Below are 23049 nucleotides of genomic sequence, written 5' to 3'. Positions count from 1 at the left end.
CCGCTTCAGGACCAAGCCTTCAAGCTTCTCGACCTCGATCCGATGCGTGTCCAGTAACCGAAAAATCTGATCGTCAAATTGGCGAGTCGGTTCAAGGCCTTGCACAGCTCACAAACAGAAACTTCGGCTTAATGAGGAAGGGAGGATTTCTGGCTCATCGTAGCCTTAGGAACGAAAATGAGACAGATGGGGTTCGGCTTGAGCCCGGCAGCAGCGGCGCATAACGAACCGTTCAGCAGTAAATGGTCGTGTGGTCGACGGCGTGCCCCGCTCGGCCATTATCTCTTCCAGATCACGCAGGCTCGGACTTTAAGCCAGGACCAGCGTACGCACAGGAGGATCACGGACTGGTCGAACTGGCGGCCCTTGAACATTTATCCTCCTCGAAAATCAGAGGCTCTCCTGCCACAGTGGAGGTATTCAACAGAACCCCCGCGCAAAGCAGCGAGCTTGGACCTCGTTGACCCGGCGGTAGAGTCCATTTGCCCTAGGCCGACTGCGCCCGGACCGTTCAGGTCATCGCTCACGTTGTGGCCCGCCGTGACCGCGTCTTTTAGAAAGCAACGAAAATCGGTGACCGACGTTTTCCAAAACTGACATGTAGCAGGCCCGTTCCACCTCGGCAAAGGCGCGCTCCCCGGTCGGACGCCAAATTCTTCATTGAAGCCCTCGAGCGCCATGTCACCATGTCCAGGCAGCAGTCAGTTTTGAACAGGTGCGCCCGAGCGGGATGCCACAACCCGATCGAGCCAGCCCACGTCCATCTCCGGGACTGAATCGAGTAAAAGCTGAGTGTATTCTACATGAGGCGGCGCCAGGACACTGTCCCTGGGTCCCTGCTCCACGATCCTGCCCTTGTTCATGACGACAACGCGATCGGCAATGGCGTGAACAGTCTCAAGATCATGGGTAATGAACAAGTAGGAGACCCCGAGCCGTTTCTGGAGATCAAGCAGCATCTTGATGATTTCGGCTTGAACGATCTTGTCCAAAGCAGAGGTAACCTCATCGCAGATGATGAGCTCCGGATTTGCAGCGAGTGCGCGGGCAATCGCTATACGCTGGCGCTGGCCGCCGGATAGCTGCGACGGCAAGCGATCTATATAGTTCTCGTTCAGTTCTACCATCTTGAGAAGTTCAATCACTCGCGCTTCAAGAGCCTTGCTGGAAAGTCCCGTGTAAAAAGCGACCGGTCGGCCGATGATCTTGCGCACCGAGTGGCGCGGGTTCAGAGCGGTGTCAGCTGATTGGTAAATGATCTGGACCTGACGCAACTCGTCCTTCCGACGGGCGGAAACCACCGCGCCGAGGGGCTTGCTCTTGAACAGCACCTGACCCCGTTCAGGGGCGAGCAAACCTGCGATCACTCGGCCGAGTGTGGATTTCCCGGAGCCGGATTCACCCACGACAGCGACGGTTTCGCTTTTCCCGACGCTCAGGCTTATGCCGTCGAGCACTTTATAGGTGCTGTACGAGGCAGCCATGTTATTGATGTCTAGCAGATCTCCCTTGGCTTCCGCTTGTTGTTTGTCGATGGCCCGCACAGCCCAGAGCGATTGAGTATAGGTCTCTCTCGGTGCATAGAGGATTTCCGCGATGGGTCCTTCTTCGACAGTTTCCCCGTATCGCAGCACCATGACGCGATGGGCGAGTTGCGCGACGACCGCAAGATCATGCGAGATGTAAATGGCCGCGACGCCATGCTCGGTGATAGCTTCGCGTATCGAAATCAAGACTTCCACTTGGGTCGTGACATCCAAAGCGGTGGTCGGCTCGTCAAACACGATAAGGTCGGGTTTGCACATCATTGCCATGGCAGTCATCGCGCGCTGGAGCTGGCCACCCGAGACCTGATGCGGATAACGCAAACCGAAATTTCCGGCGTCCGGCAACCGCAGCGATCTGAACAGAGCGGTGGCTGTTGCCTCCGCTTCGGCGCGTGATTGGCCGCCTCGCTGTACCGCAGCTTCTACAACCTGGTCCATGAGCCGCTTCGCTGGATTGAAGGACGCGGCCGCGCTTTGCGCCACATACGCGACCCGTGTCCCCCGCAGTTTACGGCGCTTGTCATCGGATAACGACAAGAGATCGGTCCCGTTAAAAGCCACTTTTCCGCCTATGACCCGACATCCAAGTCTGAAATGTCCGAGCGCCGCCAGGCCAATAGTCGATTTTCCGGCGCCAGATTCTCCTACGAGGCCCAAAACCTCACCGCGACGAAGCGTGAAGCTCACGCCTTTTACGATCTCGGTCCATCCGGTGTCGGCTTTCGCTTCTATTCGAAGACCGTCTACATCGAGGACGATGTCGCTCTTTTTCAGCAACCCCGAACTATGCTTCATCGCTAAAGCCACTCGACGTATTGAGGAACCAATCGGCGACGAAATTGATACCCACCGTGAGAAGCGCGATCGCTGCCGCAGGTATCAGGGGGGTGATATCCCCGACGTTGATCAACGTGGCATTGTCTCTGACCATCGACCCCCACTCCGCCAGAGGCGGTTGAAGGCCAACACCCAAGAACGACAGGGCTGCGATCGACAAGAAAACGAAGCAGAAGCGCATGCCGAATTCAGAGATGAGAATAGGCATGATGTTGGGCAGTATTTCGTGAACGATCCGCCATATCAAACCTTCGCCGCGGGCCGCGGCGGCCTCGACGAAGTCGAGCGTCACAACATTCATCGCCGCTGCCCTGGAGATGCGGAAGATGCGGGTGGAGTCGAGAATGGCTATGATCAGGATGAGGTTCAATACCGACGTCCCGAAGATGGCCAGCAGCATGAGCGTGAAGATCAGATCGGGGATTGACATCACTGAGTCAACGAAACGGCTCAGGGCCTGATCGGCGAATCCCCGGAGTGTTGCTGCCATGATTCCGAAAAAACCACCAACGATGAACGCCAGCAACGTCGTCACGAACGCGATGCCGATGGAGTTGCGTGCGCCGAAGATAATGCGGCTGAGGAAATCCCGACCGAGCTGGTCTGTACCGAGTAGATTTGCTTCGGTCCAAGGAGCGAAGGGTCCGTCGGAAACGACTTGGTACTCACCGTACGGAGCGATCCACGGAGCAAAAATCGCAGCAGTAATGTAAACCGCGATAACGATCATTCCAAAGATTGCCGAGGGCGGCGCGCGGCGCAATTTCGCTATCACGCGGCTGAGGATCGAAGGACGAGCGGTCACGCCGATGTCGGATGCGGGGGGCAACATAGGAACCTCAGCGCGGATGGAGCAATCGGGGATCGCTTGTGATCGAGATGATGTCGGCAAACAGGTTTAATAGGATGTACGTCGCAGAGAAGATGAGCGCGCACGCCTGGATGACCGGGACGTCGCGGTTACGAACAGCGTCCACCATTGTCTGGCCGATACCCGGATAAACGAACACCACTTCGATGACGACCACGCCCGCGATAAGATAGGCCAAGTTAATTGCCACGACGCTGGCGATCGAGCCGATTGCATTGGGTAGTGCGTGCGTCAAGATTATGCGCATCTCTGGCTCTCCCTTGAGCTGCGCCATTTCGATGAAGGGCCGCGACATGACGTTGATGATGGCTGCGCGCGTGTTGCGCATCATGTGCGCGAGCACCACAAATAGTAATGTCATGATCGGCAGGGCCATTCGGTGGGCCTGTTCCAGGAATCCCATGCCTGGTCTCACACTGGATAGCGACGGGAAAATTTGGAACTTGGTGGCCAAGGCTAACATCAAGAGATAGGCGATGAAGAATTCCGGTACCGAGATCGATGCCAAGGTAACAGCGCTCAAAACTCGGTCCGGAAGCCGATTTCTGAAGCGAGCGCATATAACACCCAGCATCACTGCCAGTGGGACCGCGATGATTGCCGTCGTTCCGGCTAGAACGAGCGTATTGAGAAGACGTGGCCCAATGATCTTGGCAACCGGACGCATGGAAAATGAGTTGCCGAAGTCGCCGATCAATGCGCCGGACAACCAGTGGAAATAGCGTTGGTAAAGCGGTCGGTCTAAGCCGAGCTGTTGCTGGAAAGCCGCCACCGCATCCTGAGTGGCGGAACGCCCCAATACGGCAGTTGCGAAGTCTCCTGGCAAAAGGCTTACGGCGAAGAAGATGATGAGGGAAACGATCATGAGGCTTAAGAAGCCTAGGGCGATACGTCGCGTGATCATTTTGAAGATTGAGTTAAAGAGAAATCCCATATGGATTCGATCTTCCTACAGACAAAGCGATAACAAGCGGCGCGGGAGTAGCCCCGCGCCGCTCTTTTTCAAGCCATCCACCAGCGCTCTGCCATCCGCATGTTATCGCAAGGGAAAATTCCGCCGATCGTGCCGTGGCCGATCTTCTTCGACATGCCGTTGGTCCAATTCACGAACGCGACCGTGATCACGCCGCCATCATCATGTATGAGCTGCTGCATCTCGGCGTACTGGGCGGCCCGCTTGGCCTGGTCAGTCTCAGCACGAGCCTGGATGAGAAGTTCGTTGAAGCGAGGATTTTTCCAGTGCGTGTTGTTCCAGGCGGCACCGTCGGCATAAGCGGTGGAAAACAACCAGTCGCAAGTCGCGCGACCATACCAGTCGCAGCCGCTGAAAGGCTTTTTCAAAAAGATATTATCCCAGTAACCGTCGTCTGCTTCACGCACGACATTGACATTGATACCCGCCTTCGCGGCGTGCTGTTGGAAAAGAACGGCCGCTTCGACAGCACCGGGAAACGCGGCTTCGGCAACCGACAGATCGACGTCGAGCGAAGTCAGGCCCACCTTTGCCAGGAACGCTTTCGCCTTTTCGACATCGTAGTCATTCTGGGGCGGGGTCTCATGGTAGAACGGCATGGTAACAGCGACAGGAGTGTCGTTGCCCTTCACGGCTTCGCCTAAATACACCTTGCGTATGATATCGTCACGGTCGATCGCGTACTTCAGAGCCGTGCGGACGTCTGGGTTATCAAAAGGCTTTGTCGAGGTATCCATGTCGAACGTAAAGTGGCGAAGGCTCGGCGTACGCTCCACCTTTAATCCCGTACTCCGCTCGACCAGTGCGATGCTTTTCACATCCAGGTCGTTGATGAACTCGACTTCGCCCGTCACGAACGCGTTCATTCTTGCCGTCGCGTCCATGATCGCGATGTATTCGATCTCATCGAAATATGGCTTGTTGTTCTTATGATAATTCTGGTTGCGGACCATTTTGGCAGACTCACCTGGCGTGAAATTCTCCAGCGCGAAAGCGCCAGTCCCCACTCCGCGCTGCCAGTCGATGCCGCCGCCGTCCTTGGCTGGAAAAATTGAAAGGTGATAGTCGGCGACGAGATAGGGAAAGTCGGCCGACGCTGATTTGAGGGTGAACAAGACTTTATCGACGCTATCAGCGGTAATCGACTCAATCTGTGAGACCAGAGGCGCGGCGCCCGATGTCGATTTCGCACCCATGTGATGATGGAAGGATTCTTGGATATCCTTTACAGTAAGGGCTTTGCCGTCGTGGAACGTGACACCCTTACGAATTTTGAATATCCATTTCTTCGTTCCATTGGCGGGCTCAAAGCTCTCGGCCAGATCGCCGATGATGCTGCCATCAGCCGCGATTTCAGTCAGATTGTTGCAAAGAGAACCATTGAAGGCCGCCTGCGAGAAACTTGCAGGCCAAGTGCCGGGATCGAGCGTGTCTTGCTGCGATGCGTCGGACATTCCAAACCGGGCATAGCCGCCCTTTTTCGGCTCCGCCGCTTGCGCGAACGATGGCAGAACGGAGCCGCCCGCACCGATTACAACAGCAAGAGCGGTGGCGCGGCCGAAAAACTCACGGCGCGATATCGCGCCTTTGCGCATCTGCGCGGCCCAAAATTCCATTTCCGAGAGCGATGTGTCAGACATTTCCAATGTTCCCCATTAAAATTGGACGCTATACGAACCCTACGACGTTGCTTTCGGCGGACGCTGCGGTCGATAGAGCCCCCGCGAGCGTAGAGAATGCGAACAGCGCTTTTTTGCTTTTAGAAATCTGACCATTCCTCCTCCCTTCAGAAGGCTTGGTCCTCTAGCGAGGGATGCGATTGATGTCAATCCAGTAAAATGACATTTCGCTATGCGAAACATGACAGACGGCAGTCAAGCCGAGAGCCGGGGGAAGTTGAGTTTGACGAAGATGGGTACAGGGAGGATCGCCAGTTCGTAAGTGCGTTGGCGCGGGCTGGAGATTTGCGGTGCTTCCAGCCGCAGGGGCAGTTACTGGCAATCGTGAGTTGGCGCATAGAACCGGGCTTCCAAAGCCTGCGGTAGCTCGGCTGACCCACACGCTCGTTACGATGGGCTACTGGAGTTCTTGCCGAATCGAATGGGATCCTCCGAGGTATCGCTGGGATATGCAGCAGCTGCGACGTCGGCAATCGCGGAGCTGGCGAAGCCGATCATGCAGCGAGTTGTTGATGAGGTCCTTCGCGCTTGGCGTCCGAGACCGGCTCTCAGTGATGAGCCTCATTCACTGCCAGAGCAAGTTAATCTTTACCCTGCGAATGGCCGTCGGCCGACCGGCTTGCCGCGTCTCGCGGCGCGAGGGGCACACACAGCGCAGGAGATCGTCAATCGCACCTGAGTAGAATTTAGGGCGTAAGGGTTCTGAGTTCGGCGCATCGTATCGCGAGGGGGTGACATTTTGTCTATTGGCGCCCCGGCAGGCAACGACCGTGATCGGCGCACGCGCCTCGATGTGGCGTAGGAGGAATTATGTTTCGCTTTGCGAAATAATATTTTGCATATTGACCATATTTCAACGACTCGCTATTTCTCGCATCGAAACTTTCTAGGAAGAGCAAAACCGTGAACGCAAAAACACCTGACTTGGACGAGTACGTGTCGGAAATCACGTCCAGGGTTGAGAGCCATTACGCGGACGGCACTATTTCACTTGGCACGATAGTCGAGCTATTCGGCGTCGCGGGCGGGCTTTTAAGCTATAAGTTCGATGGCGACGCAGGGGTGATGAGAGCCTTCGAGGATGTGCAGTTCTTGGCTCCTGCTTATCAAGGCGATTACGTGCGGGTTACGTGTCGGTACCTGTCCATCGGGAACTCGTCCCGTCGGCGTAGTTATGAAGCCCACGTGGTTGCTAGGACATTGGGGATCGGACATGCCCCGACAAGCGGCGAGGTGCTCAAGGATCCAATTCTCATAGCGTCCGCGACCGGCACTGTCGTTGTACGCGCCGACTTGCAGCGCACCACGCCCGCTGCCTTTCGGAAGGCCTGATTCATGGCAACTACCGGAACAGCTTCCGCTCTGGCTCGCCTGTTTGATCCCCAATCGGTGGCCATTGTGGGCGCCTCGCCGAAGCAGGATCGATACACTGGCCGAATTGTCCGGTACTGCCGGCAAGCGGGCTACAAGAACCTCTTTCTCGTCAACCCGAAATATAGCGAAATCGACGGCGCGCCATGCTGGCCTTCGGTTGCCCAGCTTCCCGAGACCCCTGACGTTGTGGTCTGCATGGCAGGGCCAGACCTTGTACCTTCAGTCTATGAAGAATCGTGGGGCGCTGCATTCTTCCTGATTCTTGGCGACATGGCCCGTCGCGACGGGTCACGCAACGAACGGTACACCGAATTCGAGGCCCTACTTAAAAAGGGTGGCCCAAGGATCATGGGGCCGCAGTCGCTCGGTTTCCTTTCCCCGCAGCACTCTATCTCGCTGTCAATTTCGAGCGCCCAGGTGGTTGGCGCGACACTGAAAGGCAAGATTGGCCTCATCTCTCAGAGCGGTGGGATCATTTCGGCCATTATCGACCGCGCCGCTCAGTTCGGCATCGGGTTCTCCCACATGGTTTCGACCGGGGACGAATTCGATCTTGAGGTAGCTGACTATCTCGAATACATGATCGCCGATCCCAAAACGGCGGTCATCGCCATCCACGCCGAAAGCTTAAAGGACCCGCAGCGGTTCCTGGCAGCGGCGCGCAGGGCGCAGGCGTGCGGCAAGGCCATCCTGCTACTGAAGCCGGGCAAGTCGGCGGAGGGAATGCAAGCCGCGATGTCTCACAGCGGTAGAATCACCGGGCGGCGCGACGTTCAGCAGGTTATCCTCGAACGCCATGGCGTCGCACTGGTCGACGACATCGATGACCTTTGGCTGCCTGCAGAGATAATCGCGCGCTATGGCCCGGTGCGCGGTAAAGTCGGGGCGGTTTCGACAAGTGGCGGGTTTACGGCAGTCGTCGCGGATGCGCTTCGCGATGCAAATGTCGAGTTGGCGCAGCTAGGCGAAGAGACCCGCCAAAAAATCCGTGGACAGGGTTCCCATCCGAACCCGACCAATCCCATCGACGCAGCGGCCCGTGGTGTTCCCGGCCTCGAAGCGACCGATGTGGAATACTGCCTGAAGGCGCTGTCATCCGATCCGAACGTCGGTGTCACCCTCTATGCCGAGACGCTCTTCCTCAACCCCGAAACCATCGTGGAGAAGCTGATTGACATCTCATCGACGAGCGGCAAGCCTCATATCACGGCATGGCAGGCCGGAGTGGCGATGCAGCAAGCCGTGGAGAAGCTGAGACGTAATAACGTGATAGCGGTCACTGATCTGGGGCAAGCCGCCCGCTCCCTTTCAGTGCTCAACAAATATGCCGCCACGCGAGAAGTTTGCTGCGCCCCGTCGAAAGAACCCGCAGATCAAGCCCTCGAAGGCCAGCCGCCCGGCCCGGTTCCGGATGCAATGCTCTCCGAGGTGCTGTCCCGTTACAAGGTGGCGAACGTCAGTCAAAGCTTTGTATCGACTTCTGCCGAGGCCGGCGTCGCAGCCGCGGCTCTGGGCTTTCCAGTCGTCCTCAAGGGGCTGGTTGAAAATTGCCTCCACAAATCAGAGCTGGGGTTGGTCAAGCTGAAGCTGACGGATCCTGGCGCGGTCGAGGCGGCCGCGCAAGATATGCTGCGGCGAAATCCGAGCATCCACGGGTTCTTGGTGCAGAAGCAGATTTCCGGCGAGGAATTCATCGTTGGCATAAACAATGACCGTGGGTTCGGCTCCGCAATTTTGCTGGCCCGGGGAGGGGTATACGCCGAAGCGGCCGATAAAGTTGCGCTGGAAGCCGTTCCGCTAAATCGTGAAATCGCGGAAAGGATGATCGACAAGATCGACCCGAAGGGAATTCTGTCTGGATATCGCGGGCGCCCTTTGATGGCGCGGCAAAAACTCGTCGACTTGCTGTGCTCGGTGTCGGCGCTTGCTGAGGCGAATGCCACCCGGATCGCAGAAGTTGACCTCAATCCAGTGATCGTTACCGGCGAAACCGCCCTTGCGGTCGACGCGGTGATGGTCCTTCGCTAACTCGTCGGGCGCTGGCGCCTCACGGCGAGAATGGCGGGAGGTCGCGGTTCGCTGCGACTCTTCCATTTGTCGTCGCCTACCAAGCTGGTGCCTAGGATAAACGCAGACGGGGAGCCCCATGCGAGGCGAAATTCGACGCGACCTCATAGGTGGCTGTTAAGGTGGCTGCGAAATTATGACGCCGTTGGAAGTGTCGCTCAGTGCTGCTGGGTTCTTCGTCGACCAGGCTGTTAGCTTCGCCGCGGTACAGCCGTCGGGTTCAATGGCGCCTTCAACCTCTTCAGAGGAATAGACTCAATGCCTCAGACCTTTGTCACGCTGACGATCGAACGCGGCGTTGCGGTGCTTCGCATGAACAATCCGCCGGTCAATGCGTTGTCGCGCGATCTGCGCCAGGCAATTTGCGGTGCGATAGAGGGGGTCGCCCACAATGATGACGTCGCCGCAGTCGTCCTAATCGGTGCTCAAGGAAATTTCATAGCCGGTGCGGATCTACGGGAATTCGGCAGGCCCCTGACAGATCCGATCTTGCCGACGTTGCTTGATGTTATCGAGAAATGTCCGAAACCGGTCATTGCGGCGATTGACGGAGCGGCCCTTGGTGGAGGATATGAGGTCGCTTTAGCATGCGACGGCCGCGTAGCGACAGAAAAGGCGGTTGTTGGCTTGCCCGAGGGCACCTTCGGTATCATTCCCGGTGCTGGAGGCACAGCCCGTCTGGTGCGCCTAACCGACGCCGCGACAGCGTTGGAAATTCTGTCCACCTGCCGGCATGTGGGAGCTCGCGAAGCGAAGTCTCTCGGGCTGATCGATCATGTCGTGCTCGATCTTCTTGAAGAATCTATCGGCTTTGCTCTGTCGTTCGGGAAGCGCAAACGCCGGCTTCGCGACTGCGCGCCGAAATCCTTCAACTCAGATGCTCTAAAATTGGCAGTCCAATCGGCCCTCCGGCGCGGCCGCGGCCGGCCTTTCGCAGCAGAACAAGTAAACGCGATCAAGCGTGCAGTAGACGCACCTTATGATGTTGCCGCAGCCGAGGCGAGGACGGTGTTTGAGCGGTTGCGAGACTCCGAGGAATCGGCCGCTCTCCGCCATCTCTTTTTCGCTGAGCGCGAAGCCGCGCGGATTGATGGGCTCGCTGACGTCAAACCAATCGCGGTGCAGACGATCGGCGTCGTCGGGGCCGGAACCATGGGGTTGGGTATCACAGCCAGTTTCCTCGTTGCCGGTTACCAAGTGACGTTGACCGATGTGAACCCCGAGGTTTTGGCAGTTGCGCAGGAGCGCATCGCGGATTTCGTCGGAGGGCCAGATCGGGCGGCGGCGCTGACCATAGCAGGTGGCCTCGCGGACCTAGCCAAATGCGACGTGGTGCTCGAAGCCGTCTTTGAAGATTTCAACACGAAGGCCGATTTGATGATGCGCTTCGGTCAGATTGCGAAACCCGGGGCCATGCTTGCCAGCAACACCTCCTATCTGGACCTCGACAAGCTTGCCGCGGCAAGCGGCAGGCCTGAAGCTGTCGTTGGGCTGCATTTCTTTGCGCCAGCCCACAAGATGAAACTGCTCGAGATCGTACGCGGAGGCAAGACCCAGCCGGAGATCTTGCAAACAGCTCTGAAGCTTGCGCGCCGACTCGGCAAGGTTGCTGTCGTCTCAAGAGTGGGAGAAGGCTTTATCGGCAACCGGATATATAACTCCTATCGGGCCGAGGCGGAGGCGATGCTTCTCGATGGAGCCCTTCCCTGGGAGGTCGACAAGGCAATTGAAGCGTTTGGGTTTGCCATGGGTCCGTTTTCGGTTTCGGACTTGTCGGGCCTCGACATCGCGTGGGCAAACCGTAAGCGCAAACAGAAAACCTCTGACGACAAAGGTCTTCCGGTCCTCGAATGGCTGGTTGCCGCCGGGCGGCTCGGCCGCAAGACCGGAGCTGGCTGGTATAGCTATCAGAACGGCGCACAGGCGCCTGACTCGGTCACCGTAAGCTTGATTGAAAAGGCCCGGAGCGAAAGTGGGAGTTCGGATCGGAGTTTGAGCAGCGAAGAAATACAGGTTCGTGCTGTGGCTGCAATCGTAAATGAGGCTCTTCTTGTTTTAGAGGACGGTATCGCTGCGCGGTCCGCGGATATCGATCTCGTACTGATCAACGGCTATGGCTTTCCGCGCCATCTGGGCGGTCCACTATTTTGGGCCGCCCGGCAGCCACGCGAGGCCCTCGTAAATAGTCTTTCCAAAGTCTCGCGCGGCAACCGCACGGGGAACCTATCGCTAATTGCTTGAGAGTAGAGCGTAGCAAGAAGACAGTCGAACATACTATGGTCAGATTGACGTAACTATTATTCTATACTAATATAGATGTACACACTTATTGGTAATCTATGCGGGCTTCATCAACGCGACCTTGATTAGACTGACGCCCCACAGTTCAGACATGCGGCATCATCCTCCGCTTTATTTTTTCACCCTTATAGTTCAGTTCCGGAAGTGACAGCCCAACCTCGCTTTCTGCTTTACATTCGGACAAATGGACCGCGCGTCGGCTCCGTGGTCTGCGCGGCGAACCCGCGGCAGCGGCTCCGTGACCAGATCGTCTTCGCCGCGGTTGGTTGTCGAGCGGGCTGGAAAGTGATCTTGGAGACGACCGCAAGCTGCCCCGCCGGCAGTACGCCACCTCGGCCCGCCGTGAACATGCGGCGGCCACGCTCATCGAGCCTGCATCCCAGCGGTACCTGGCGTCCGCGGTCGATCATGCACCCTACCTACGCCTGTTCGCCTCCGTCAGGACGCACGCCCTACACCGCGATTCAGTTGTTGTCCGCATTGTCCTTGCCGGCGTCGAGAAAAACTGGGGGCTTCCCGCGGAAACGACGAAGGCGTGGCTTGCATATCGCACGCCGGAGAGGTCGGCTGTCCACTATGACAACCGTGGTACCTTTCGCTCACGCGCGTTGTGAAGCGCCGAGATCGTTCTTTGGGCATGAGGGGCTTTGGCGATTCGTCTTCTGAGCATGCGCGACAGGGAAGACAGCAGTTCGCAATTCTTCCCGGATAATTGGTTTAGGAGCGAGCCCCTTTGCCCTTCCAATCAGCCGTTGCAACAAAACCAAAATCTTCGCTTTCGTTCTCCTTTCCTTAAAGGTAGGACGCAGGTGGAGGCGTGCTTGTAGTCAGTCCGCTGAGCAGCGTTCCAGCGCCATGGCGATGCCCTGGCCGACGCCGATGCACATCGTGGCCAAAGCCAGCTTGCCGCCGCGCTCGCGCAGCTCCAGCGCCGCCGTGCCGGTGATGCGCACGCCGGACATGCCTAGCGGATGACCGAGTGCGATCGCGCCGCCACTGGGGTTCACATGCTCTGCCGTCTCGGAAATTCCGAGCTGGCGGAGCACAGCTATGTTCTGGGAGGCGAAGGCTTCGTTCAATTCAATGACGTCGAACTGTTTTGGCGTCAGGCCAAGCCGCGCGCACAGTTTCTGCGTTGCCGGCGCCGGACCGATGCCCATGATGCGCGGCGCCACACCGGCGACGGCACCGCCAAGAATGCGGGCGATCGGCGTCAGCCCGTACTTCTTCGCCGCCGCTTCGGATGCGATGATGAGGGCCGCCGCGCCGTCATTGACGCCGGACGCGTTGCCGGCGGTGACGGTGCCGCCCTGGCGAAACGGCGTCGGCAATTTGGCCAGCGCTTCGATGGTGGTGCCGGCGCGGGGATGTTCGTCCTTCGAAACGACGATCGCGTCGCCTTTCCTTTGCGGGATGGTCACCGGCGTGATCTCCTTCGCCAGCCGACCGTTGGCTTGGGCAGCCACCGCCTTGTCCTGGCTGCGGACGGCAAAGGCGTCCTGGTCGGCCCTGCTGACGGAAAAATCCTCGGCGACGTTCTCGCCGGTCTCCGGCATGGAATCGACGCCATACTGCTTCTTCATCAGCGGGTTGATGAAGCGCCAGCCGATGGTAGTGTCGTAGATCTCGGCATTGCGCGAGAAGGCGGTGTCGGCCTTCGGCATGACGAAGGGCGCCCGGCTCATCGACTCGACGCCACCGGCGATCATCAGCTCCGCCTCGCCGGCTTTGATGGCGCGCGCGGCGATGGTGACGGCGTCCATGCCCGAGCCGCACAGGCGGTTCACGGTCGAGCCGGGAACGTCCTGCGGCAGGCCCGCAAGCAGCAGGGCCATGCGCGCGACGTTGCGGTTGTCCTCGCCAGCCTGGTTGGCGCAGCCATAGACCACGTCGTCAATGGCCGCCCAGTCGACATTGGCGTTGCGCTCCATCAGCGCCTTCAAGGGAATCGCGCCGAGATCGTCGGCGCGCACGGAAGACAGCGAACCGCCGAAACGACCGATGGGCGTGCGGACGTAGTCGCAGATAAAGACCTCGGTCATGATGCGGCTTTCCCTTTGGCTATCCCTTGATGCGCGGCCTTGGTGCGGGCCTGCAGATGCAGTGTCTTCTATACTTGAATTCAGTGGGGGGGGGGTGGCAAAGGGCTAGGCGAATTTGCCGCCCCAGCCGCAGGTCCCTGCTCGCGCATAACATCGTACCGAGGCAACCTGTGTCGGCAGTTGCCGATTCAGCGCTCTCCAACAGCGAACCGATCGAGGCCAAATGCTATGTCGACAAAAACGACAATAACGACGGCCAAAAAAATGGTTGCGGCAGATACAGCCGAGATGACAGGCCCAAGTTGAAACTGAACGTCGTTGAACAGCTTGACGGGGAGCGTCATCAAATCGGCTGTAGTGTTGAAGATGCTGACTTCGACATTCACCCAGGAAATGATCGCCGCGAAAAGCGCGCCGGCAATCACCCCAGGTTTGATAGTAGGCAAGGTCACATACCAGAAGGCCTGCGTGGCAGTAGCGCCGAGGTCGCGCGCGGCTTCCTCCGTGCTGGGACCAATATCTGCGAGAGAGGCTAAGGTCGTCCGCACGATGTAGGGCGTGATGATCACGACGTGCCCAAGCAGCAGGGCCAAGAATGACCGGGACCACCCCATCTGGCTAGCCAACTGCAACACGCCTGCGCCCACGACGATCCCAGGGAGAATGAGCGGAGACAAAAAAAGCGCTGACAGAAAGCGTCGTCCTTCGAGGTGGGATCTTTCCAGCGCCAATGCGGCTGGGACACCCAGGATCAGCGCGACGAGCGTCGAGAGAAGCGCCAGCACGCCGCTCGTGACGAGCGGCTTGATGTATTCGGCATCGGTCAAGAATGCCGAGTACCACTTCAACGTAAACCCAACGGGCGGGAAGGCGAGATAATCGGTCTCCGTCACGGACACCGCGATGATGATGAGCAAGGGGATCAGCAGAAAGGCCAATCCCAGCAGTGCCATCACTTTGACTGCGAGCCTGCTCATTTTGCAGATGCCTCCAACGGCTTGTAGCGTGCCTCGACGCCCCGAACGGCCATGAGGTAAAGTCCTACAACCACCAGTGAGCCGGCGAGCAAAGCTATCGCCAGGACGGCGCCAAGGGGATAGTTTATCGACACAGCATACTGCTGGTAGATCAGCATGGACATGACCGTAGACTTGCCCCCGCTCATCACGCTGGGCGTCACATAGGCCCCCATCGTCAGCGTGAAGACGATGAGAGACCCGGCCACTATGCCGGGCATGCTGAGGGGCAGGGTAACCTTAATAAACGCGACCGGCGGGCTGGCCCCGAGGTCCTTCGCGGCTTCGCGCAGCGAGGGCTCGATCTTCTGCAGCACGCTCGACAACGACAACACCATAAATGGCGTCATGATATAGATAAGTCCGACGACAACGCTGAAGTCGGTGTAGAGGAGCTGCAGCTTCTTCTCAATCAATCCTAGATCATAGAGCGCATTGTTGATAACGCCGTTTCTACCCAGGATGATGATCCATCCGAAGGATCGGACAATGTTGCTGGTAAACAAGGGAGCGATGACGATGATGAAGATAACTCTCCGCAGGGTGCGCCCGGGAGCAATGAAAATCAGGTAGTAGGCGATTGGATAGGCGATGAGCAGGCAGCCCGCGGTCACGACGGCAGAGATCTCCAGGGTATAGGCGAAGATTCTCCAGTAGTAAGGGTCGTGGAGGACGTCCATGTAGCCCTGTCCGGTGACGGCCAGCAAAGCGAACGGCAGTACGAAAAAGCACAGCGTGCATAAGAGTAAAGGGCCAATCAGCAGGGCTGCCCAAAGCCTCGTAATGGTCATTGGTCCGCCTCTCCGGCCTCAATCGCTGACGAAAGTTGCCTTGGCGCCATGCCAGTGAACGGTCAACGCCTGGCCCAGTTCAGGCTTGGGACCTGTCCCTGGAATATCTACGATGGCGACTTCGCGGTTGGCGAGCTCGAGATGAACCCTCCTGGTACTTCCCAGGAACGCGACTGACGCGACCACGCCTTCGACGGCGGTTTCGTCCGGCCCGACTGCTGGTCCCACGGCAATGTTTTCCGGCCTGATCATCAGCGATTGGCCATTGCGCCAAATGCCGGCTAGCTGGGCAGGCAGGACTGCCCCGTTCGCCTCCAGCACCACCCGGCCATCTTGCCCAACATCGCACCGCAGCAGCGTGGATTCCCCTACAAAGGACGCCACATAGCGCGAGGATGGGTGATCATAAATCTCGTCCGGCTTGCCCAATTGGAGGATCTTGCCCCGGCTCATCACCGCAACGCGGTCGGCCATGACGAGCGCTTCTTCCTGATCGTGCGTGACAAAAATGAAGGTGATGCCAAGAGTCTTGTGGAGCTTTGACAGCTCAAGCTGAAGCTGTTTACGGAGTTTCAGGTCCAAAGCCCCAAGCGGCTCGTCAAGCAACAGCACCTTTGGGCGGTTGACGATGGCCCGTGCCAAGGCAACCCGCTGCTGCTGCCCGCCGGAAAGCTGGCTCGGGAAACGACTGGCGAAATCAGACATTCCCACAGCAGTAAGAGCTTCCTGGACCCGTTGCTTGATTTCCTGCACGGGAAGCCGCTGGCGGCGTGGACCGAAGGCTACATTATTGGCAACGGAATAGTGTGGAAATAGCGCGTAGTTCTGAAAAACGGTGTTCACGGGCCGCTTGTTGGGGGGCTGGCCAAGCATCGACCGACCCGAAATCGATATCGAGCCGCCGTCGGGCTGCACGAAGCCAGCGATGCTTCGCAAGAGCGTCGTCTTTCCGCAACCGCTCGGACCGAGGAGGGCGATGAACTCGCCCTCCTCCACGAAAAGTGAAACATCGTCCAAGGCGCGGAACTGACCGTAGACCTTGGAGAGGGATTTTATTTCGATCAAAGTAGATACCCGACTTAGTGCTTCGCGCCGAGCGTGCGGTTGAACTGGTCGATGATCTCGTCGCGATGCGGATTGACTTCGTTCCAGTTGACAACCGCCAGATTGTCAGCCGAGCCATCCTTGCCCCAGGGAAGCCGGGCCTTGACCTTGTCGTCTAGAACCGCGTCAGTGCGAGCGGGCCCCAGCGAGAGCTTTTTGGCGAAGCATTCCGAAGCTTCCTTGCTTACCGCCTTGGCGACGAACTTGATTGCAGCATCGGGCGACTTATTTCCCTTCACCAGGTGAATGCGGATGTCGTTTCCGACCGCACCTTCTTTCGGAACGACGAAAGCCAGCGGGAGCCCCTTGTCGATGAGATCCCATGTTGTCGCGTGATAGTAGGCTCCGATGACGCTTTCTTCGGTCATGTAGCTGTTGCTCGCCATCCCCGAGGCGTCGAAGTAGGACGAAACTTGGAGCTCCTTCAGCTTCGCAAGCGCCGGCTGGACATTGGCCGCACTTCCGCCGAGAAGGGTCGCCAGGTGCACGATCAGAGGCACGCCGACGGACGTGGCAGGGCTCGGCATGATGACCTGTTTCGCGTACTCGGGCTTCCAGAGGTCCCACCACGACGTCGGCGGTGTTTTGATCACCGAGGTGTTGTAGGCGATCCCAGTAGAAAAATATCCCGTTCCGATCGCATAGATCGACCCGTCAGCCCGCCGATAGATCGCTTTGGGTAGAATCTTGCCGATCCCGCCAATCTTTGCTGGGTCGATGTTTTCGACAACGTCTTGCGCCAGTTCCGACACGCCCCCGTCAAGCCACGTGGCGGCAAAAACCGGCGCGTCCTTTTGCTGCCGCAGCTTTGCTAGGGTCACCGAGGAGACGTTCGGTTCAAGCGAGACACTGATACCTGTCTCCTTGGTGAACGGGTCCGCGACGCACTCCTTGATCGCAGCGCCCCAGCTGCCACCGTAGGAACCCACGACGATGCTCTCAGCCGACGCTGCCGTCGGGAGCGCGCCCGCGAGAGTCGACATCGCCGCAAGGACGATGTTTTTGCTTTTAATAATCTTGGGCATTCATTCCTCCCTTGGAAATCCTCGGCCATCTAGCGATGTTGGAGGGTTGATGTCAATCCAGCAAAATGTTATTTCGCATTGCGAAACATGACTATCGATGGGATCATGCCGAAGGCTTGGCCGGGTTGAGTGTGACGAGGAGAGGACCGACAGGTTTGTCGGGGGCATTGGATCGTGCCGTGCAGCGCGCCATTGACGAGTTTAAAGCTCAAGGGTTCCGCAAGTCGTACGGCTTCACGACACCCTGTCAATCGGCGTCGGTCAACTCACACGACAGGCAAGGCTGGCTACGCTACAGCACGGGCAACCATGAACGAGGTGACGGGCGCGGGTCCGGTCGGCGACGAGATCATCAGGCTTCGTTGGACGCCATAGTAGAATTTCGTTTCGCTGAGCGGAGTAGAATTTTGCTGTTTGACCCGTAACCAGCAACGCGGTATCGGTTCTGTTGCAACGTTTTGAATACCTCCGCTGTGGCAAGGAGAGTCTCTGATTTTCGAGGGGGATAAATGTTCAAGGGCCGCCAGTTCGACCGGTCCGTGATCCTCCTGTGCGTACGCTGTTACCTGGCTTACAGTCTGAGCCTGCGTGATATCTGGAAGAGGTGATGGCCGAGCGGGGCATTGCCGTCGATAACACGACCATCCACAGCTGGACGGTTCGTTGTGCGCCGCTGCTGCTGGAGCGCTCAACCGACGCAAGCGTCGCGTCACAGGCAACTGGCACATCGACGGGACTTGCATAAAGGTCCGCGGCCAGTGGATGCCACTTTGCGTTTCTAATCAGCCGTTGCAACAAAACCGGGCTTGTATGACCTGAAATGAAGGCGATGACCGTGAGACTGGCTGGTCGTTCGGAGGTCGCATGCAAATCGAACTGCTTGATACATTCCTGACCTGATCGAGACTCGGAGTTTCAACAGGACGTCGGATCGGCTAGGCGTCACCCAATCCACTCTTTCGAGCCGCATCCGAACGTTGGAAGGTCTGCTAGGAAAACAACTCTTCATCCGCAGCGTTGCGGAAGCCAAGCGATCAAGCAGTGGCCGGCGAGCATCACGCCACGTCTGTTAAAACTGTCGGCAATCGAGGATAGAGAGAAAGAATGCCGGATGCGTGGACGAAGCCTGCACTAGCGCGACCATCAGATCCGAAGCCGAGATTGTCGCCATCAGCCAACTGATGGCTGTCGTCTGCACCAGCCAACCGAGGCTTGAAATTTGCGTAGCCGTCCAGATCGCGCGAAACGCCCGGTTCTGAAGAGGGGCCAGTGTCGTCGCGACGACCGAATACAATCTTCACGCAGCAAGGTGTCTGTGCTTCCTGTCTTTGCTCTCGCCAAATCGGGCTGCCGCCGAAAAAGTCCGGCGACAGCCACGCCGCCCTGGGAGGCTTGGTGGAGGATGAGATTTTCGTACACGCTCCCTTGGAAATCCTCAGCTATCTAGCGATGGCGGAGGGTTGATGTCAATCAAGCAAAATGATATTCCGCAATGCGAAACATGGAGAAAGCGATGACTATCGATGGGAGTCATGCCGAGGGCTTGGGCGAGGTTGAGTTTGACGACGAGAAGCACGCAGAGGATCGCCAGTTTGTCAGGGCATTGGCGCGCGGCTTGGAGATCTTGCGATGCTTCCAGCCGCAAGAACCTTTGCTGGGCAACCGGGAACTGGCACATAGAACCGGGCTGCCCAAACCGACTGTCTCGCGGTTGACCCACACACTTGTGGCGATGGGATTGCTGGAGTTCCTGCCCAATCACGAAAAGTACCGCCTTCGGTCTTCCGTTCTGGCGCTGGGATATGCAGCAGCTGCGACATCGGGAATCGTGGAACTGGCGCGCCCAATCATGCAGCGCGTTGTCGACGAGCACGGGGGCTCTTTCGCCCTTGGGGTGCGAGATAGGCTCTCGATGATCTGCCTGATCCATTGCCACAGCAAAGCGATTTTCACGTTGAGAATGGATGTCGGGTCGCACGTCCCGATGCTCCCGTCCGCAATGGGACGCGGGTTCCTCGTGGGACTCCCGGACCATGAGCGACAGTTTCTGGTGGATCGCTTGGCGCGTGTCTCGCGTCGCGGGGGTCAAACCACCCAAGAGATCGTGCAGCGCGCCATAGATGAGTTTAAAGCTCAAGGGTTTTGCGCGTCGTATGGAGAATGGCTTCACGACATCCTGTCGATCGGCGCGCCGGTCATCTCACACGACCGGCAAGTCGTCCTGGGCCTCACATACTCGGCGTTCAGCTACGCTACAGCACGGGCAACCATGAACGAGGTGATGGGCCCCCAGGTCCGGCAGGTAGCGGCCGTGATCGGCGACGAGATCACCAGGCTTCGTTGGAGGCCATAAAAGGGGAGCATGAAAAAGTTGGGGGTGCCGTCCGCTATGGGTTAGCGTGGGCGCCATGGATGAGGATGGCGCATCTGGTGTTTACCGATTGAAAGTGAATTTTCGCGTCTGTGGATCCTTACGAGGCTCAGGAAGCACAGTGGCTCCGGAGGCGCTGCACATTCCGAAAAACAACACAGCCGCCAAAACCGGAGCCTCTACGTTCCATAATTCCGATTACGCAACTTTAGATTGTAGGAGCTATATAGAGGTGCAACAACACTTGAGCAATTTAGAGATGCGACAGTCCCCGACTTTCACAGCTCTGACGGCTCGCCAACACGAAGCTGGAAAGGAAGGCTGACGACTTCACAACGCCGGCGTGGGACCGAGCGTATTGCGGAGCCGCCATGCCTTTGATCACGTTGTCGCAAAACGAGCTCAATCGTCTTGAAGCCATCCAGAAGATCCGCGATCGTCGGCTTAGCGTCGTTCAGGCAGCTGAGGTTCTGAACCTCAGTCGAAGTCAGGTGCATCGGCTCTTGCGGGCCTATGATCAGGATGGTGCGAGCGCTCTGGCTTCGAAGAGACGCAGCCGACCGAGCAACCGGCGACACGCCGAGGAGTTCCGCAATACGTGTTGGGCCTGGTGCGTGAGCATTGCGTTTGCATGGATCACCGCCGGAAAAAGAAACTCGTCGGCTGATCCGGTTTGCGGAGCGCCCCTGTTGGACGCTCGATGGCAAGCTTTTGACGAGGCGGAAGCTCGCCGGCGTGCAATTCGCGAAGGCGCTGGTCCAGCTCCTTGTCCACCGCAGTCAGGCGATGGTTGAGGCGAAGATAGTCCATCCAGGTCGGCGTGCGGAATGTCTCCGTCCACTGCAACGGCTCCTGCAGGTCGCGCTGAAGGTTCCAGTGCCTGGCGCCGGCGCGGCTTTGCGCGCGACGCCGTTCCCGCATCTGATCGAGAAATTCCTCAAGATTCGCTTCCGCTATGGCGTACTCGATCTTGACCACGATCGGGCCGCTTCTCGATTTGATGTCGAGGGCGAGTTGTGGTGTCTCGAAATCAAGCGAGTCCTGATCAGACTCCTTCCATTGACGGATTGGCAATAGGAGCCCGGTGGCGGCAACCAGCAGCAGGGCGCCAGCGGAACTCTCCAGCGCCAGAGTGAGGGAATAGTTTTCAGCCACCACGCCCCACAGCCAGCTTCCGGCCGCAATACCGCCTGAGGCAAGCGCAGAGTAGATCGAGAGCGTACGCCCGACTACCCATCTTGGGCTCGATAGCTGCACGCTGACGTCAAGCCCGGTCCAGGTGACGACCCACCCTGCCCCGCCAAGGGTCAAGGCAGTCGTCGCCACAACGATCGACGGCGTGAAAGCAAGAGCCAGACAGCAGGCGGCGCAGGAAATGCATGCCAGCGTGGTCAGTCGCTCCTGCGAGAGCTGCCGTCTCAGCGCGTTGTTGGAAATGCCCGCGCACAGCGCACCCGCGCCAAACCCGGCCATCAGGACACCGTAGACGATTGGTCCTCCCCCCAGTTGATCGCGCGCAACGAGAGGCAGCAGCGCCAGGATGGAAATGCTTGTCAGTCCGAACAGAGCTCCGCGCGCGATTGCCGCCTTGATCTCCACCCGAGAGCACCGTGAATCGCGCGCCGTCATGAATGGCCGTGGTCAAAGGCTCACGCGGAAGAGGCGAAGACCGGCCGCTCCATTTGCACAGGCCAATGACCCACAGCATCGCGAAATAGGTCAGCGTCGCCAACGCAAAGGCGGTCAGCGGTCCGGAGGAAGCGACAACGACGCCGCCGAGTGCGGGACCGACACTTCGCATGGCATTGTAGCCGACCGAGATCAGCGTGACGGCGGCGGGCACCTCGCGCTTTCGCAGAATGTCGCCAACCGAAGCGTGCCAGGCAGGATCGGTGAAAGCAGCCCCGCATCCGGCCAGACAGCTGCATGCGAGGATCATCCACGGATTGTAGAGTCCCAGCCCCACCAGGGCGGTCAGCATGATCGACGACAATGCTATCACGCACCAGCCGACCGCCATGACATGGCGGCGGCTGAAATTGTCGGCAATGGCGCCGGCAAAGATCGACAACAGGAAGACGGGCAACGTCGTGGAGGCCTGCACCAGAGCGACCATCACGTCCGAGCGGGAGATGGTTGCCATCAGCCAGCTGACCGCGACGGACTGGAACAACCAGCCCAGGCTCGACACCTGCGCGGCAAGCCAGACTGCACGGAATGTTGCGTTCTCTAGTGGAGCAAACGTCGCCGACGAAACTGAAGCCGCGTCCGCGCGCGCCGCCCTGCTCATTTCCGAGCCCCCACCTGCTAATAATCAAGCTGAAAATTTCTACTTGCCGGCTTGCCTAGAGACAGTGGCAGGATCAGGGCACTACAGGCACTTAGCGGGGATATTTTTCGACCTCTCTTGAGCGGAGCGTGAAACCAGAGCATCCTCGCAAGGGGCTTTCTGTCGCGCCCGCCCGTCAGACCCGCTCTCCGGTCGGGGCTCCGCCCCTCCCTACAACCGGGCCCGACGGGCGATCCCACCGGCCATCATAGTCGCCGATGAACCGGCCACCATAGTTGTCGCCGCGCAGGGGAGACGCCATAGAACGCCGCATGGCGCGCAATCCATGACGACAGGAGCTCATCCGGCACAGGTTCGAGAATGACTAGGAAGCGGCTTCGGGCCGCCGAGTTCTCGGTTCATGCGTATGCTGTTTCGGCACTGACTGGCGGCGACCAGCTTTCCACCGCTTCATCGGTGATGTGCTCGAGGCGGCTCTCGATCGAATCGGCCGCTAGGCTAGTAATCGCCTGGAAAATATTCGCGGTGATGACGCCGCTGATCTGTAAGACCGTCGTCTAATAGCGAGAGTTGCAAGGGTCCTTTTGGTGCCGGATGTCGTTTGCCGGGAGCATGGTCGTCTACGCGGTCGACATCGGTCGCCGCATCATGGTGCTTCGCGGGATGGGCCTTCCAATGTATGTCTCGCACGCTCCGAGCAAACTCGTGGTGCAACGGTCTTAACGGAATGGACCAGCCTCGGTCCCGGCAGGGACACCTCT

15 protein-coding genes and 5 pseudogenes are annotated in these 23049 nt (G+C 58.4%); 8 read left to right on the top strand and 12 right to left on the bottom strand.

All coding sequences use genetic code 11. From position 1 onward, the window contains the following. Positions 1-238 precede the first annotated feature (238 nt). The 5 genes and pseudogenes from RFM68_RS32770 to RFM68_RS32750 form a co-directional block, all read right to left on the bottom strand. Positions 239-374 (bottom strand): annotated as a pseudogene (locus RFM68_RS32770) (IS6 family transposase); the annotation flags it as partial. Between the two features lie 327 nt (positions 375-701). Further along, complete coding sequence (locus RFM68_RS32765) at positions 702-2342, bottom strand: ABC transporter ATP-binding protein (RefSeq protein WP_320237071.1); 1641 nt, start codon at positions 2340-2342, stop codon at positions 702-704. Further along, entirely contained in the window at positions 2332-3216 is an 885-nt protein-coding gene (locus RFM68_RS32760; protein ID WP_320237070.1) for an ABC transporter permease, read from the bottom strand. Before RFM68_RS32760 ends, RFM68_RS32765 begins: the two co-directional genes overlap by 11 nt. A gap of 7 nt (positions 3217-3223) precedes the next feature. Continuing rightward, positions 3224-4189 carry an ABC transporter permease gene (locus RFM68_RS32755; RefSeq protein ID WP_320237069.1) on the bottom strand — a complete coding sequence of 322 codons (966 nt, stop codon included), beginning with the start codon at positions 4187-4189 and terminating at the stop codon, positions 3224-3226. Between the two features lie 68 nt (positions 4190-4257). Beyond that, entirely contained in the window at positions 4258-5868 is a 1611-nt protein-coding gene (locus RFM68_RS32750) for an ABC transporter substrate-binding protein (RefSeq protein WP_320237068.1), read from the bottom strand. 329 nt (positions 5869-6197) lie between these two features. Between RFM68_RS32750 and RFM68_RS33775 the strand changes: the two genes are divergently transcribed. The 4 genes from RFM68_RS33775 (at position 6198) to RFM68_RS32735 (ending at position 11589) form a co-directional block, all read left to right on the top strand. Beyond that, positions 6198-6590: a helix-turn-helix domain-containing protein gene (locus tag RFM68_RS33775; RefSeq protein ID WP_430695004.1), complete on the top strand. Its 393-nt coding sequence runs from the start codon at positions 6198-6200 to the stop codon at positions 6588-6590. Positions 6591-6810: 220 nt separating this feature from the next. Beyond that, on the top strand, positions 6811-7239 hold the full coding sequence (locus tag RFM68_RS32745) for a hotdog fold domain-containing protein (protein WP_320237067.1): 429 nt from the start codon (positions 6811-6813) through the stop codon (positions 7237-7239). A gap of 3 nt (positions 7240-7242) precedes the next feature. Then, positions 7243-9309: an acetate--CoA ligase family protein gene (locus RFM68_RS32740; RefSeq protein ID WP_320237066.1), complete on the top strand. Its 2067-nt coding sequence runs from the start codon at positions 7243-7245 to the stop codon at positions 9307-9309. A gap of 297 nt (positions 9310-9606) precedes the next feature. Further along, entirely contained in the window at positions 9607-11589 is a 1983-nt protein-coding gene (locus RFM68_RS32735; RefSeq protein ID WP_320237065.1) for a 3-hydroxyacyl-CoA dehydrogenase NAD-binding domain-containing protein, read from the top strand. Positions 11590-12476: 887 nt separating this feature from the next. On the opposite strand, the gene pcaF is transcribed toward RFM68_RS32735, so the two are convergent. The 5 genes from pcaF to RFM68_RS32710 form a co-directional block, all read right to left on the bottom strand. Next, on the bottom strand, positions 12477-13691 hold the full coding sequence (pcaF, locus tag RFM68_RS32730; RefSeq protein WP_320237064.1) for a 3-oxoadipyl-CoA thiolase: 1215 nt from the start codon (positions 13689-13691) through the stop codon (positions 12477-12479). Positions 13692-13879: 188 nt separating this feature from the next. Then, a complete protein-coding gene (locus RFM68_RS32725) occupies positions 13880-14668 on the bottom strand; it encodes an ABC transporter permease (RefSeq protein ID WP_320237063.1) in 789 nt (262 codons plus the stop codon). Beyond that, positions 14665-15498, bottom strand: a complete 834-nt coding sequence (locus RFM68_RS32720; protein ID WP_320237062.1) for an ABC transporter permease — start codon at positions 15496-15498, stop codon at positions 14665-14667. The genes RFM68_RS32725 and RFM68_RS32720 overlap by 4 nt, the downstream gene beginning before the upstream one ends. Before the next feature lie 18 nt (positions 15499-15516). Continuing rightward, positions 15517-16563, bottom strand: a complete 1047-nt coding sequence (locus RFM68_RS32715) for an ABC transporter ATP-binding protein (RefSeq protein WP_320237061.1) — start codon at positions 16561-16563, stop codon at positions 15517-15519. A 14-nt stretch (positions 16564-16577) separates the two neighbouring features. Continuing rightward, on the bottom strand, positions 16578-17627 hold the full coding sequence (locus RFM68_RS32710) for an ABC transporter substrate-binding protein (RefSeq protein ID WP_320237060.1): 1050 nt from the start codon (positions 17625-17627) through the stop codon (positions 16578-16580). Between the two features lie 509 nt (positions 17628-18136). Here RFM68_RS32710 and RFM68_RS32705 point away from each other — a divergent pair. Next, positions 18137-18398, top strand: a pseudogene (locus tag RFM68_RS32705) (transposase family protein); the annotation flags it as partial. Positions 18399-18514: 116 nt separating this feature from the next. After that, complete coding sequence (locus RFM68_RS33575) at positions 18515-18700, top strand: helix-turn-helix domain-containing protein (RefSeq protein ID WP_347343996.1); 186 nt, start codon at positions 18515-18517, stop codon at positions 18698-18700. Here the strand turns inward: RFM68_RS33575 and RFM68_RS32700 are convergent. Next, a pseudogene (locus RFM68_RS32700) lies at positions 18657-18921 on the bottom strand (MFS transporter); the annotation flags it as partial. The gene RFM68_RS33575 and the pseudogene RFM68_RS32700 sit on opposite strands and share 44 nt — an antisense overlap. Positions 18922-19140: 219 nt before the next feature. Between RFM68_RS32700 and RFM68_RS32695 the strand changes: the two are divergent. Continuing rightward, a complete protein-coding gene (locus RFM68_RS32695; RefSeq protein ID WP_320237059.1) occupies positions 19141-19980 on the top strand; it encodes an IclR family transcriptional regulator in 840 nt (279 codons plus the stop codon). A gap of 389 nt (positions 19981-20369) precedes the next feature. Next, a pseudogene (locus tag RFM68_RS32690) lies at positions 20370-20594 on the top strand (helix-turn-helix domain-containing protein); the annotation flags it as partial. A 40-nt stretch (positions 20595-20634) separates the two neighbouring features. Here the strand turns inward: RFM68_RS32690 and RFM68_RS32685 are convergent. Continuing rightward, positions 20635-22288: pseudogene (locus tag RFM68_RS32685) on the bottom strand (MFS transporter). Positions 22289-23049: the final 761 nt, after the last annotated feature.

The sequence above is a fragment of the Mesorhizobium montanum genome (assembly GCF_033977145.1).
GTDB lineage: Bacteria > Pseudomonadota > Alphaproteobacteria > Rhizobiales > Rhizobiaceae > Mesorhizobium > Mesorhizobium montanum.
This window is presented reverse-complemented; position numbering and strand designations above follow the sequence as displayed.